The organism is Streptomyces akebiae, from assembly GCF_019599145.1.
GTDB classification, from domain to species: Bacteria; Actinomycetota; Actinomycetes; order Streptomycetales; family Streptomycetaceae; genus Streptomyces; species Streptomyces akebiae.
The window spans coordinates 10,207,694-10,220,623 of the sequence record NZ_CP080647.1; the positions used below are offsets into that span (position 1 = coordinate 10,207,694).

A 12,930-nucleotide genomic window follows, 5' to 3' on the forward strand; every position below is an offset into this window, starting at 1 on the left:
CGTGTGTCCGCAACCGAGGACACGAGAGACGTGCTGGTGGTCGGGGCCGGTGTGGCCGGGCTCGCGTGCGCACGGGATCTGCTGGCGGCCGGTGTCGGGGTACGGGTGCTGGAGGCCGGTGACGAGGTCGGCGGGCGGATGCGTTCGGACCGCGTCGAGGGGTTCGTGGTGGACCGCGGGTTCCAGGTGGTCAACACGTCGTACCCACAGCTCCGGCGCCGCGTCACACTGAAGGACCTGAGACTGCGGCCCTTCACCCCCGGTGTCCTCATCCACAGCCCCTCGGGCCGGCTCCGCTTCAGCGACCCCACTCGTCGCCCCCGTACGCTGCCCGACCTGCTGCCGGGCCGTCTCGCCGGGCCTCGTGACCTGGCCGCCCTCGGCCTGCTGTCCGCCCGCGACATGCTCTCGTCCCCCCGCCGACTGAAACGGCTCGCGGACACCACCACCCGCACCGCGCTCGCGGACGCCGGGTTCTCCGAGGCATTCGTCGAAGGCTTCTTCCGCCCCTTCCTGTCGGGAGTCTTCCTGGAGGACGACCTGGAGACCTCCGCCCGGATGTTCCACCTGGTGTGGCGGAGCATGCTGCGCGGCACCCTGTGCCTGCCCACCGAGGGCGTCGGAGCGGTTCCCCGGGCTCTCGCGGCCGCCCTGCCCCAAGGTGCCGTGCGGCTGGAGAGCCCCGTGGCGGGGCTCACGGACGACGGGGTGCTGACGGCCGAGGGCCGGGAGATCCCCGCACGCGCGGTCGTGGTCGCCACGGGCCCCGGCGCCGTCGGCGTGCTGCTGCCCGGGGTCGCCCTTCCCGGCTACCGGACCGTGACGACGTACTACCACGTCACCTCGCGTTCCCCCCTCGGCGAGCCGACCCTGCTCGTGGACACCCGGCGCCGGTTCCTGAACACCTGTGTCCTCAGCGACGTCGTGCCCGCCTACGCCCCGCCGGGCCACGCCCTCGTCGCCACGTCGGTCCTCGGCCGTGAGGAGGAGGGCGGGGAGGCCCAGGAGGCGGGGGAGCGGCGGATCCGGGAGGCGCTCGGCGAGGCGTACGGCGTCGGCACGGGCGACTGGACCCTGCTGACCGTCCGCCGCATCGGGGACGCGCTGCCCGCCATGGCGCCGCCGCAGCCGCTGACCCGCACCACACGCGCGGCACCGGGCCGCTACGTGTGCGGCGACCACCGCGCCACCGGCTCCGTCCAGGGCGCGCTGGCCTCCGGGGCACGGGCGGCGCGCGAGGTACTGCGGGACCTACGACGCTGAGGCGCGTGGCCGTCGTCCCGTCGGGGCGGGCCGTCGCCGGGAGCCGCGGTTGTCAGGACTTCCATCGACTGCATCTGGGCGACTCTGAGGGCCCAGACGGGCCGGCTCGACCGCCCTGTGGATGGCCCATCAGCTGCGCGCGGCGAAGGCGCTGCGCGAGATCCGGGCCACGGGTTCGCCCGGCGCTACCGCAAGGCGGCGGAGGACACCATGGAGAGGCGCGGAGGTCTCAACGGTCTCGTCGGGCCGAGGGTCGTCAGGCCGATCTGCAACGACCGTTTGAGCCTTGTCGCAGCACTGGTCTGGTCTTTGAGCATCGCGGTGATGTCGGGCTCAACCTGGGTTCCAGCCCTGCGGTCACCTCGTCGTGGTTGGGGTCCTGGACGGCCAGGAGTTCGCCAGCCACGGTCATGGCGGCCCAGAAGCCGGATGGTGAGCCGCGCCCGTCCCGGAACCGGGTTCTGACGAAGCAGAGGAAGATCTTCGTGAGCTCCCCGGTACGAAACCACGCGAGCAGGCCGCCGGGACAGCCTCCGCGGGCACCAGCAGCGGCGGTTCCCAACAGGTCGCGGATGCGCTCCTCGTGTTCGTCGAGTACACGGTCCACGATGAAGACGTGCCCGAGACACCCCAGTTGCCGGTCCTCGCGGCCGGCTCGGCGAAGACCTCCTCGTCGCTTTGCCCTGCGGCGAGCATCTCCTGCGCCACCAGAACCAGCGCGCCCTCGCCCAGCCCGTGACTCGTGGCGAGAGGCTACCGTGATGTGCGATGGCCGAGTCGGCCGCGAGCCCCCTCGCGCACCGAGGAAGCGCGACGCCTCCTGCGCCACCGGGGTGTGAAGGGCAGCAAAGCCGGATTGCAGCCTGGTGCGCACACAATGGCGCCCTGGAAGGCATCTGATCGATCTTCAGGCCGTTGCGAGAGAGATGTCCGTTCTCTTCGCAGGTTGCTGCGGATTCTCCGGTCACGCGGTCCCGGGCCGGCCGTCGGTGCTGCATCAACCAGCCGAAGGTGCGCTCGATCACCCGCCTCTTTGGCAGGGGGTCGGATCCTCTCGCTCGTGGCCGCTGCACCCATCGACAACGATGCCCAGTGCGGGGCCGTGGTGGAAGACGCTGTTCTGGCAACCGCCGTCGGCCCAGACCTTGGTCACGTTGGGATGTGCTTCGGTCCAGGTCGTCGAGCAGGAGCTTGCCGAGAGTGGTGTCGTGCACGTTCGCGGCGGTGAGGAGGACGGCCGGCACCAGATATCGGTGATCAGGTGCCACTGGAATCAATGCCCTCTTCAGCGCCAGTCAGGCACGCCCGAGACAGGCGGCAGCTGGGATTCGATCTTCGCTCGCATCTCCCGCATCACGGAGACGATGCGGGACTCGTGCTCGGGGGTCAGACGGGCCACCGGGACCGAGCAGCTGATGGCATCGGTGGCCGGGGTCGTATAGCGGAGAGCGAACCCGAACCCGGCGATGCCGATAACGGTTTCCTCGCGGTCTATGGAGTAGCCGCGTTCGCGGATCCGGGCCAGGTCGGCGTGGAGGGAAGCGCGGGTGGTGTGCGTGTTCTCCGTGAGGGCGGTCAACGGCCCCTTCGGAAGAGGAAGGTCGTCGTCGCGGCGCTCGGCGAGGAGGGCCTTGCCGAGTCCGCCGGCATGGGCCGGGACGCGACGGCCGACGCGGCTGATGGTGCGCAGGTACTCGTGGGACTCGCGAGTGGCGAGGTAGACGACGTCCGGGCCGTCGAGCCGGGCCATGTGGATCGTCTCGCCGAGGGCGTCCGACGCCTCATCGAGGTAGGGGCGGACGACCCTGATGCGCCGGTCGCCGTCGAGATAGCTGGTGCCGGTGAGCAGTGCGCGGATGCCGATGCCGTAGAGCGAGCCGGTGACGTCGGTGCGGACCCAGCCGCAGTCGACGAGGGTCTGCAGCAGTTGGTACATGCTGCTGCGCGGCACGTCCAGTTCCTCCGCGAGCTGGTCCAGGCGTGAGGGCTGCTCGCCTCGCCCGGCCAGGAGTTCCAGCAGCGCGACGGTTCGGGCCGCCGACTTCACCCCACGGACACCCGTTTTCTCGACCATGAACTCATCGTAGGCGCGCGCCAATTCGTGACGGCACACCCATTGACCCGTCCTGTTCACAGACCTAGCCTGCATCTGCATACGTAGACGGCATCTGTATATAGGGATGGCTCATGGCAGGGATCAGCATCGAGGTCGCACGGGTCGCACAGCGGCTCCGGGGCGGAATGGCGGGTGGGGTTCTGTCCTTCCCCCTCACCAGCTTTCGGGATGACGGCGGCCTCGACCTGGACGCATACCGGGTATACCTGGCCGACCGGCTGGCCACCGCCCCCGGCGCGGTGTTCCCTGCCTGTGGCACCGGCGAGTTCTTCTCGCTGGACGAGGACGAGTACCGGGCGGTGGTACAAGCCACGGTCGAGCTCGCTGACGGGCGCCTCCCGGTGGTCGCGGGCATCGGCTACGGCTGGGCCCAGGCCATCCGGTTCGCCCGCATCGCCGAGGACGCCGGCGCCGACGCCGCGCTGGTACTGCCCCACTACCTGGTCAGCGCCCCGCAGGAGGGCCTGGTGGAGCAACTGCGCCGGATCGCCGGGGGCACCCGGCTGCCGCTCATCGCCTATCAGCGCGGACAGGTCGCCTTCACGGCAGCCTCTTTGCGGCGAGTCGCGGAGATTCCGAGTGTCATCGGGCTCAAGGACGGCCACAGCGACCTCGACCGGCTCCAGCGCCTCACGTTCGCCGCGCCCGAGGACTTCCTCTTCTTCAACGGGGCCGCCACTGCGGAGATCCAGGCCCGTGCGTACGCCACCGTGGGCGTCCCTGCCTACTCCTCTGCCGTCCACGCCTTCGCCCCTGAGATCGCGAACGCCTTCTTCACCGCCCTTGGGCAAGGCGACCACGGCACGGTCGGCAAGCTGCTGCACGATTTCTACGTTCCGCTCGTCGAACTCCGAGACCGGGTGCCGGGCTACGCCGTGTCCCTGGTGAAGGCCGCCGCCCGGCTGCGCGGCCTCCCGGTCGGCCCGGTGCGTGCCCCGCTCGCCGACCCTGGCCCGGCCGACCTGTCGGACCTGGAGAAGGTGCTGGACCACGGGCTGAGCCTGGTCGGCGCGGTACGACGACCCGCCTGAGAAGTCCCGCACAACGATTCGTCCGACGCGGCCGTCGGCACCCCGCCGTGCCCTGCCGGGCTCCTCCCTCCGTCACTGCCCCTTTCCGCCCCGCGGCCTCCTCGCTCGACAGTTCAAAGGAGAACTGCCATGCCTCTTCTCGTAGTCGGGATCAGTGTCCTGGTCCTGCTGCTCCTCATGACCAGGCTGAGACTGAATGGCTTCGCGGCACTGCTGCTCGTGGCGGTCGGCGTCGCGCTGGTCCAGGGAATTCCGGTGGCGACCATCCCAGACGTCCTCTCCGAGGGCATCGGGGGTCAGATCGGCGACACCATGCTCACCATCGGGCTCGGCGCCATGCTCGGCCGGGTCATGGGTGACTCCGGCGCCGCCCAGCGCATCGCAGGCAAGCTCCTCGACGCCTTCGGCCCGCGCTGGGTGCAGGTGGCGATGGTGGTGACCGCGATGCTGATCGGCGTGACCATGTTCTACGAGGTCGCCTTCATCATTATCGTGCCGATCGCGTTCACGCTGGTCAGGGTCACGGGGGCACCGCTGCTGTGGGTCGGTTTGCCGATGTCCATCACGCTGTCGACGATGCACAGTTTCCTGCCGCCGCACCCCGGTCCCACCGCCGTCGCCGCGACCTTCGACGCATCCGTCGGGCTGACCCTGTTCTACGGCCTGTTCATCGCCGTCCCCGCCGGCGCGCTCATCGCCCTGGTCTGGCCCCGCCTGCCGTTCATCAAGGCCATGACGCCCTCCATTCCCCAGGGCCTGGTCGGCGAACGAGAGTTCACCGACGAGGAGATGCCCGGCCTCGGCTGGTCGCTGTTCGTGGCGCTGTTCCCCGTGGCGCTGATCGTGGCGGCTGCCGTGACCGACATGGCCACTTCCACCGAGACCGGGTTCCTGCACTTCGTCGCTTTCATCGGCTCGGCGCCGATCGCGCTGCTGCTGACGCTGTGCCTGGCGATCTGGGCGTTCGGGCCGCGGATCGGCCGGAGCCTGGAGGAGGTCGGCGCCTCCTGCTCGTCCGCGGCCAAGGCGATGGCGATGATCCTGCTGGTGATCGGCGCGGGCGGGGCATTCAAGAACGTCCTCGTCGAGGGTGGGATCTCCGACTACATCAAGGACGCCACCGACGGCTGGTCCATCTCACCGATCATTCTGGCCTGGCTCGTCGCCGTCATCCTCCGCATAGCTCTTGGCTCGGCGACCGTTGCCGTCGTCACGGCCTCCGGCGTGGTGCTGCCGCTCCTGGCGGGGAGCGGGGTCCACCCGGAGGTGATGGTCCTCGCCGTCGCCTGTGGCTCCATCGCGTTCTCTCACGTCAACGACCCCGGTTTCTGGCTCTTCAAGGAGTACTTCAACCTCTCCGTCATCGAAGCGATCAAGGTCCGTACCAGCTATACGACCGTGCTCGCCATCCTCGGCCTGGGCGGCGTCCTGGCCGCCGAGCAGGTACTCGACGTTCTCAACCTCTGAACCACACACGCGACACCTTGGCTCGGAACACTCCGCTCGCCCCGTACCACCTCACCCCAGAAGGGCACCCGATGAGCATCGGACAGCCGACCGTCACGGCGTTCGCCGTCTACCCCGTCGCCGGACGGGACAGCATGGAGCTGAACCTCTCCGGCGCGCACGGCCCCTACTTCACCCGCAACGTCGTCGTCCTCACCGACTCCGAGGGGCGTACCGGACTGGGGGAGGTGCCCGGAGGGGAGAACATCACGCGGACACTGCGGGACGCCGGGTCACTGATCGTCGGGGCCAGGGTGGGCGACTACAAGCGGGTGCTGCGCGCCATAGGTGACCGGTTCGCCGACCGCGACGCCGACGGGCGGGGCACCCAGACCTTCGACCTGCGCACCACCGTCCACGCGGTCACCGCCGTCGAGTCGGCGCTGCTCGACCTTCTTGGACAGCACCTCGATGTACCGGTCGCGGCGCTGCTCGGCGACGGCCAACAGCGGGCTTCGGTCCGGGTACTGGGCTACCTCTTCTACGTCGGCGACCCGGACCGCACCGACCTGGAGTACGTCCGTGAACCCGACTCCCCAGTGGAGTGGTATCGCGTCCGGCACGAGGAGGCCCTCACCTCGGAGGCGATCGTCCGGCAGGCCGAGGCGGCCTACGACCTCTACGGGTTCAGGGACTTCAAACTCAAGGGCGGTGTCCTGGAGGGCGCCGAGGAGGTCAAAGCCGTACGTGCCCTGAAGAACCGCTTCCCCGAGGCGCGGATCACTCTCGACCCCAATGGCGCCTGGTCACTGCGTGAGGCGGTCGAGCTGTGCCGTCCGCTCACCGACACGCTCGCCTACGCCGAGGACCCCTGTGGAGCCGAGGGGGGCTACTCCGGACGGGAGATCCTCGCCGAGTTCCGTCGCGCCACCGGCCTGCCCACCGCGACCAACATGATCGCCACCGACTGGCGCCAGATGACCCACGCCCTGGCCCTCCAGTCGGTCTCCATCCCGCTGGCCGACCCGCACTTCTGGACCATGCAGGGCTCGGTCCGCGTTGCACAGTTGTGCAACGCGATGGGCCTGACCTGGGGCTGTCACTCCAACAACCACTTCGACATCTCCCTGGCCATGGTGACCCACTGCGGCGCCGCGGCCCCCGGTGAGTACAACGCCCTGGACACGCACTGGATCTGGCAGGAGGGACTGGAACGGCTCACCACAGCACCGCCCCGTATCAGCGGCGGTGAGATCGCCGTTCCGGACACCCCGGGCCTGGGCGTCCAACTCGACATGGACCGGCTGCTCGCGGCCCACGAGCTCTACCAGCAGAAGGCGTTGGGAGCCCGCGACGACGCTGTCACCATGCAATACCTCATTCCTGCCTGGGCATTCGACAACAAGCGGCCCTGCCTGGTGCGGTAGGCGAACCGCGTTGGTCGGCCGGCGTCGGCGGTCGACAGCTCAGGTGCATCCCCCCGGCTCGTGGTGGCCGGATGCAGCCGGATGCTCAGCGGCGGGCGCGGTGTACCGCGGAGGACAAGGTACGGGCTGTGGTGACCAGGAACATGCTGCACCGTCCCGAAGTCGCCTTCCGGGCGGCAACTTCGCGTCCACGCTGAACATGACCGTCGGCACACTGTTCCTGGTCAGCGGCTTCTTCCACCACTTCGTCATGGACCGCCCCGCCAACGTCCTGGATTTCGGCATGTCCAACGTCATCTTCAGCTTCGCCATGGGGCTGCTCATCGCCTGCTTCGGCATGTACGGCCGGGTGTCGAGCAAGCTGCCCTACGACAACCCGTACTGGCGGCGCCGCCACCCCCGCGAGGCGGCCCGGGAGGCCCTCGCCGCACGCCGCCGGGCACGCCGGGCGGCGCTCGGCCCCGCACCGGACTCCGCCCCGGCGCCCGCGCTCACGCGGCCCCGCGACCGGGGTCAACGTGGAACTGCCCCGAGGGCCCGCCCGTGGTCCGGGCGGGCCCTCGGGGGACGCGGCCGGGTCACAGGGTGACCATGCGTACCAGGAAGAAGGCGGCGACGAGCAGACCGCCGACCGCGAGCAGGAACAGCCACAGGTGCGGATGCTCCCAGATGCCACCGTCCGGTCGTTCGCGGTGCGCCTCGGCCGTCGACCCTTCGGCGGCGGGGGTCTCACCGGGCGGGGAAAGCTGCTCGCTCCCGGCACCTGCCTCGTGCGGCCTCTTGAGGTTCATCAGCACTCCCTCCGGGCTCGGGACGATCGTCGTCCGATACGGAACAGAAGCCGTATGCGGGGACGCCTCACACCTGCTCTTCCACTCGGAGGGCGCGTCCGGATGCGTGTGCGGAGCGAGCCGCCGGACGGCTCGGCGTCCGGCCTTCCGGTTCCCTCACGGCCGGCGGATCACACGGACTCCGGTGCGGGCTCCTCCCTCGCCGTGGACGCGTCGTCGCCGGGGCGGCCGGCGGAGACCGTGATCCGCACGGCGTCGCCCAGACCGAAGGGGCGCAGGAGCTCCGGATCCGAACGCAGACCCCATCCCGGGCCGCACAGCAGAACATGACTGCGGGTCCGGGCACCGTGGATTCCCCAGCGGATGGCCGCGAGGTGCCGGGCGAGCGGGAGGTTCGCGGTGCTCCGGGACTGCGACCACAGGGCCACGGCGGCCGGGGCGACCCTCCGTACCGTGGCCTCCAGCGCTTCGACCGGCACCGAACCGCCCAGCATCAGGACGCGCAGTCCACGCTCCGCCAGTACGGCGGTGAGCACCTCCAGCGGAAGGGTGTGCAGTTCGCCCGGCAGGCACGCCAGCAGGACCTGGCGCGTGCCCGCGGCTCCGCTCTGGGCCGTGGCGCGGGCGTAGGTGTGGCGGAGGACCGTGGAGATGTGCCAGGACAGCAGGTGCTCCACTTCCACGTACCGGTCGTCGGAGGACTCCCACCTGCGTCCGACGTACCGAAGCGTCGGAACGAGGACCTCCTCCCACGCGGCCATCAGGCCGTACGCGTCCACCGTCGCAGTGATCTGCTCCTGTACGGCCTCGGCGTCCATGCGGACCGCCGCCTGCGCGAGTCCCCGGCACAGTCGGCGCGAGTCGGCGACCGGCGGGACATCCGCCGGGGCCGCGTCCACGAGGGAGAACGGCTCGCCGACCGTTGCGAGAGGGCGGGGACGCGGTGGGCCGGCCGGGGGCGCCCCAGCGGCCGGGGAGTGCCCGGCGCCGGTCCGGCCCGCCTGGGCCTTGGCGGCCCGGGCCGCCTCCGCGGGAGGGAGGCCCTCCGCGGTCAGGCGGCACATCTCCCGCACCATCGCGACGTCCTCGGCCGTCCATCGCCGGTGACGCCCCTCGACCCTGGTGGCAGGCCCGAGGCCGTAGCGGCGGTCCCAGGAACGCAGTGTGGTGGGAGAGATACCGAGCCTGCGCGCGAGCATCCCGGTCGTCATGCCGGCCCCGGTGCCGGGTTCCTCGTGCGCGTCCATCCTGTCGCCTCCGTAGCCGATGTCCCTTGCCTCGATGTCCACCGGGCCTCGGGGCACGGGAGGTATTCCCCGCCCGGCGTCTGGACGGATGCGATGCGGGCCATACGAGCCGTGCGGGCCATACGAGCCATGCGGGCCATGCGCCACGGCAGGTGCGGTGCGCGCGCCCGCCGTCCAAGGAGGGCTTCCCCGGAGCGCGGCGTGGAAGGGACGCCGGGAAAGCGGTCAGACAGCGGGTTCCATCACCCGGCGCAGCGAGTGCAGGGCCCGGCGGATGTGGCTCTTCACCGTGCCCATGGGCAGCCCCGTGAGCTCGGCGATCTGAGCCTGGGTCATGTCGCCGTACACGGCCATGCCCAGTACACGCCGCTGCACGGGCGTCAGACGCTGGAGCTTCTGCAGGACGAGGACGCGGTCGACGGCGGCCTGGCTCTCGTCGACGCCCCAGTACCGCACCGCCTCCTCCTGCTGCGCCGCGGACATGCTCTCGACGTCGGCCCGGCGCGCCCGCGCCGCATGCGCGTCCGCGATCGCGTGGCGCGTGATGCCGACGAGCCATCCGCCCAGCGCGCCGCGCTCCGGGCAGTACCGCTCACGTCCCCGCCAGGCGGCCAGAAAGACCTGCTGGGTGACGTCCTCGGCGTCCCGCTCATCGTTCAGCGAGCGCCGGGCGAGCGTGTGGACGAGGGAGCCCCACCGCCGGTACGCCAGGGCGATCGCCTGTTCGTCCCCGGCGTGGAACCGCCGGGCGAGTTCGGTGTCATCGGTCTCGTCGGGCGCCGGGAGCGGACCGCTCACCCTGGGGGGATCGGGGTGGCGCGGACGGGTGCGCTCCGCGCCGGCGCTCAGGTGTGTGTCGGGCCGTGCAGTGGCCATCGTGAGCTCCGAGGTCGAAGGAGTACGACACGACGACCGTCCGTCGAAACGATGCGGCGGGCAACGTGCAGCGTTAGCGCATCGAAATGCTCCACTCAAGCGCCCACGCGGCCGGTCCGCTCCTCCGGAGCGCCCGCGCACAGGCCTGCGACCGACGCAAGGCCTTCACACACACGTCTCGCCCCCCGCAAAAGAATCTGCATCCCCCGCCGCGGCACGCACCGAAGACCAGGTGCACTCACTCACAGGGAGTGGGCAGTTCGAAGGGACAGCCAGCCATGATCTCCCGGACCCCCGTTGCCGCAGCCGCTTCGGTCGGCGTGTGCGCGCTCGTGCTGTGCGGCGCCGGAACAGCGAACGCCGCCGACGACGACCAGGCCATGGTCTCCGTCTTCCACGCCGTTCCCGGCCTGAACGTCGACGTGTACGCCAACGGCGACGAACTGATTCCCGACTTCAAACCGGGCACCCTCACCGACCCGCAGCCCCTTCCCGCCGGCTCCTACGACCTGAAGGTCTTCGAGGCCGGGGCGGACCCGAAGGGCAAGCCCGCCATCCAGAAGACCGTCGAGGTTCCCGCGGGGGCCGACGCGACCGTCGTGGCCCACCTGAACGCCGACGGCGCGCCGCAGTTGGACGCCTACGTGAACGACACCTCCGAAGTGGCGGCCGGCCAGGCCCGGCTGACGGTCCGTCATGTCGCGGCGGCTCCGGCCGTCGATGTCAGGGCGGGCGGCACACCGGTCTTCAAGGATCTCGTCAACCCGAAGGAGGACACCGCCACCGTGGACGCCGGGACGGTCTCGGCGGACGTCGTGCTGGCCGGCACCGACGACGTCGCCATCGGTCCCGCCGACCTCGCTCTCAAGGAAGGCACCTCCAACATCGTCTACGCCTGGGGAAGCGCCGAGGACAAGAACCTCGCTCTGAAGGTGCAGACCCTGACCGGCATGCACTCCGCGCCCTCGGGCGTGAACGCCGGTTCGACCAACGACACCGACGCATGGCTGGCCTACGCCGCCGGAGCCGGCCTCCTCGGCCTCGCCAGCGCGCTCACCGCCCGCCGTGTGGTGTCCCGCGGCCGTGCCTGACACCCGAGCGGACCCGTGGCTCCGGCGGCGTCTCCAGACAGCGGTGACAGCCCTGCTGGCGGTGTCCGGAGCCACGGTGCTGGCACTGGCACCGTCCGGCGGCGAAAGCCTTCCGCCGACCGCGGACTTCGACGCGCGGGCCGCCGACTCGTCGCCCATGGCCCCGCCCGACCGCGCGGAGAACACCAGCACTCCGGCCGCGGCGGCCAACCTGGGCCCTGCCTCCGACCCGAGGCGGCTCGACATCGAGCGCGTCGGTCTCAGCGCCGCGGTCGAACCCGGGGGAGTGACCCCGGACGGCAGCGCCGAGATTCCCGAGGACCCGGAGAAGATCGGCTGGTACCGCTTCGGTCCCGCTCCGGGCGAACCGTCCGGTTCCGCCGTCATGGTGGGACACGTGGACTCCCGCACGGGCGACCTCGGGGCCTTCGCAGCCCTCTTCGACGTACGCGCGGGCGACGAGGTGACCGTTCGGCGTGCCGCCGCTCCGCCGGTCACGTATCAGGTCGTCGCCCGCACGCAGGTGGACAAGGACCGGCTGCCCGCCTCGGCCTTCGCCAGAACCGGCGAACCGGTCCTCACGATGATCACCTGCGCGCCCCCCTTCGACGAGGATCGAGGCGGCTACCAGCGGAACCTGGTGGTGACGGCGGTCCCGGTCACCTCCACGGAATGAGTCCGTGGCCCGGTGCGCCCGCTTACGCTGCCGTCCATGCCCGGGGCGGGGTAGCGACCATGCCTGAGCGGCGACCGGCTGCACGAGGGGAGGTGGAGCATGGCGCAGCACCTGGACCCCGACGAGCTGACCGACCTCGCACTCGGCCCCGATGCCCGCCCGACCCCGGTCCAGCACGCTCATCTGGCACGGTGTCCGGCGTGCCGCGATGAACTCGGACAGCTGCGACGCGTGGTCCGTGCCGCCCGGGCCGTGTCGACCGACGACCTCCTGACCGCGCCGCCCGACGAGGTGTGGCGCTCGATCTCGGCGGAACTGGAGTCGGACACGGCCCCGCACCGGCAGACCGGGAGCGGCGACACCCCACCGATGCCGGGCGGACGCGACGGAAGCGGCGGACGCGGCCCAGCGTGGCTGCGCCGCTCCGCCTTGGCGGTCGCCGCCGCGAGTCTCGTCGTGGGGGTGCTGCTGGGCAGTGCCGTCACCGCATGGCGGCTCGACGACGACACACCGAGGGCCGAGACGAGCACGGCCGGCCGCCTCGCCCCGCTGGCCGTCCCACGGGCAGCGGGGACCGTGCGCCTGATCCGCGGCTCGGAGGCCGGGCAGGAGGTCACGGTGACCGTCACGGGTCTGCCCCGCACGGACGGCTACTACGAGGTGTGGCTCATGGACCGCAGCCATACCCGGCTCGTCGCCATGGGCGTTCTCGGCCCGGACGGCACCGCCACGCTGCCGCTCCCCGCACGCATCGACCTCGGCCGGTACCCCCTGATCGACGTGTCGGCGCAAGAGGACAACGGCAACCCGGCCCATTCCGGCCGGAGCGTCGTCCGCGGTCCCCTGCCCGGCTGACCCGGTACCGCCGAAGCGAACGGGACCCCGGCCGCAGCGGCTCCCTCTCTGAACCCGCTCGCGCTGTCTGCCCTTTGCTCCCAGCGCAGCGCCCCGACGGGCCCGGTTGGT

11 protein-coding genes and 1 pseudogene are annotated in these 12,930 nt (G+C 71.0%); 8 read left to right on the forward strand and 4 right to left on the reverse strand.

Features of this window, described 5'->3' with window-relative positions; translation table 11 throughout:
- The first annotated feature begins 3 nt into the window (after positions 1-3).
- On the forward strand, positions 4-1,263 hold the full coding sequence (locus K1J60_RS44215) for an NAD(P)/FAD-dependent oxidoreductase (RefSeq protein WP_220651164.1): 1,260 nt from the start codon (positions 4-6) through the stop codon (positions 1,261-1,263).
- A gap of 1,285 nt (positions 1,264-2,548) precedes the next feature.
- Here K1J60_RS44215 and K1J60_RS44220 read toward each other — a convergent pair.
- Positions 2,549-3,337, reverse strand: coding sequence for an IclR family transcriptional regulator (locus K1J60_RS44220; RefSeq protein WP_220651165.1), 789 nt, complete (start codon positions 3,335-3,337; stop codon positions 2,549-2,551).
- A gap of 113 nt (positions 3,338-3,450) precedes the next feature.
- Between K1J60_RS44220 and K1J60_RS44225 the strand changes: the two genes are divergently transcribed.
- The 4 genes and pseudogenes from K1J60_RS44225 to K1J60_RS46570 all read left to right on the forward strand — a co-directional run.
- Positions 3,451-4,410 carry a 5-dehydro-4-deoxyglucarate dehydratase gene (locus K1J60_RS44225; protein WP_220651166.1) on the forward strand — a complete coding sequence of 320 codons (960 nt, stop codon included), beginning with the start codon at positions 3,451-3,453 and terminating at the stop codon, positions 4,408-4,410.
- 129 nt (positions 4,411-4,539) lie between these two features.
- Positions 4,540-5,877, forward strand: a complete 1,338-nt coding sequence (locus K1J60_RS44230) for a gluconate:H+ symporter (RefSeq protein WP_220651167.1) — start codon at positions 4,540-4,542, stop codon at positions 5,875-5,877.
- Positions 5,878-5,954: 77 nt separating this feature from the next.
- Positions 5,955-7,283 carry an enolase C-terminal domain-like protein gene (locus K1J60_RS44235; protein WP_259408383.1) on the forward strand — a complete coding sequence of 443 codons (1,329 nt, stop codon included), beginning with the start codon at positions 5,955-5,957 and terminating at the stop codon, positions 7,281-7,283.
- A 172-nt stretch (positions 7,284-7,455) separates the two neighbouring features.
- A pseudogene (locus tag K1J60_RS46570) lies at positions 7,456-7,872 on the forward strand (hypothetical protein); the annotation flags it as partial.
- Here the strand turns inward: K1J60_RS46570 and K1J60_RS44245 are convergent.
- The 3 genes from K1J60_RS44245 to K1J60_RS44255 all read right to left on the reverse strand — a co-directional run bounded on the left by K1J60_RS44245 (position 7,862) and on the right by K1J60_RS44255 (position 10,197).
- Positions 7,862-8,074, reverse strand: coding sequence for a DUF6480 family protein (locus K1J60_RS44245; RefSeq protein WP_220651169.1), 213 nt, complete (start codon positions 8,072-8,074; stop codon positions 7,862-7,864). The pseudogene K1J60_RS46570 and the gene K1J60_RS44245 sit on opposite strands and share 11 nt — an antisense overlap.
- Before the next feature lie 170 nt (positions 8,075-8,244).
- Positions 8,245-9,378, reverse strand: a complete 1,134-nt coding sequence (locus K1J60_RS44250) for a MerR family transcriptional regulator (RefSeq protein WP_317619744.1) — start codon at positions 9,376-9,378, stop codon at positions 8,245-8,247.
- Positions 9,379-9,546: 168 nt separating this feature from the next.
- Complete coding sequence (locus K1J60_RS44255; RefSeq protein ID WP_220651170.1) at positions 9,547-10,197, reverse strand: RNA polymerase sigma factor; 651 nt, start codon at positions 10,195-10,197, stop codon at positions 9,547-9,549.
- Between the two features lie 278 nt (positions 10,198-10,475).
- Between K1J60_RS44255 and K1J60_RS44260 the strand changes: the two genes are divergently transcribed.
- The 3 genes from K1J60_RS44260 to K1J60_RS44270 all read left to right on the forward strand — a co-directional run bounded on the left by K1J60_RS44260 (position 10,476) and on the right by K1J60_RS44270 (position 12,819).
- Entirely contained in the window at positions 10,476-11,288 is an 813-nt protein-coding gene (locus tag K1J60_RS44260) for a DUF4397 domain-containing protein (protein WP_220651171.1), read from the forward strand.
- A complete protein-coding gene (locus tag K1J60_RS44265) occupies positions 11,281-11,964 on the forward strand; it encodes a class F sortase (protein ID WP_259408206.1) in 684 nt (227 codons plus the stop codon). Before K1J60_RS44260 ends, K1J60_RS44265 begins: the two co-directional genes overlap by 8 nt.
- Before the next feature lie 99 nt (positions 11,965-12,063).
- On the forward strand, positions 12,064-12,819 hold the full coding sequence (locus tag K1J60_RS44270; RefSeq protein WP_220651172.1) for an anti-sigma factor: 756 nt from the start codon (positions 12,064-12,066) through the stop codon (positions 12,817-12,819).
- Positions 12,820-12,930 lie beyond the last annotated feature (111 nt).

Excerpts from the sequence above, each read along its gene's own strand:
- K1J60_RS44220 (WP_220651165.1), bottom strand. The coding sequence starts at position 3,337 with ATGGTCGAGAAAACGGGTGTCCGTGGGGTGAAGTCGGCGGCCCGAACC.
- K1J60_RS44225 (WP_220651166.1), top strand. The coding sequence starts at position 3,451 with ATGGCAGGGATCAGCATCGAGGTCGCACGGGTCGCACAGCGGCTCCGG.
- K1J60_RS44230 (WP_220651167.1), top strand. The coding sequence starts at position 4,540 with ATGCCTCTTCTCGTAGTCGGGATCAGTGTCCTGGTCCTGCTGCTCCTC.
- K1J60_RS44245 (WP_220651169.1), bottom strand. The coding sequence starts at position 8,074 with ATGAACCTCAAGAGGCCGCACGAGGCAGGTGCCGGGAGCGAGCAGCTT.
- K1J60_RS44255 (WP_220651170.1), bottom strand. The coding sequence starts at position 10,197 with ATGGCCACTGCACGGCCCGACACACACCTGAGCGCCGGCGCGGAGCGC.
- K1J60_RS44260 (WP_220651171.1), top strand. The coding sequence starts at position 10,476 with ATGATCTCCCGGACCCCCGTTGCCGCAGCCGCTTCGGTCGGCGTGTGC.
- K1J60_RS44270 (WP_220651172.1), top strand. The coding sequence starts at position 12,064 with ATGGCGCAGCACCTGGACCCCGACGAGCTGACCGACCTCGCACTCGGC.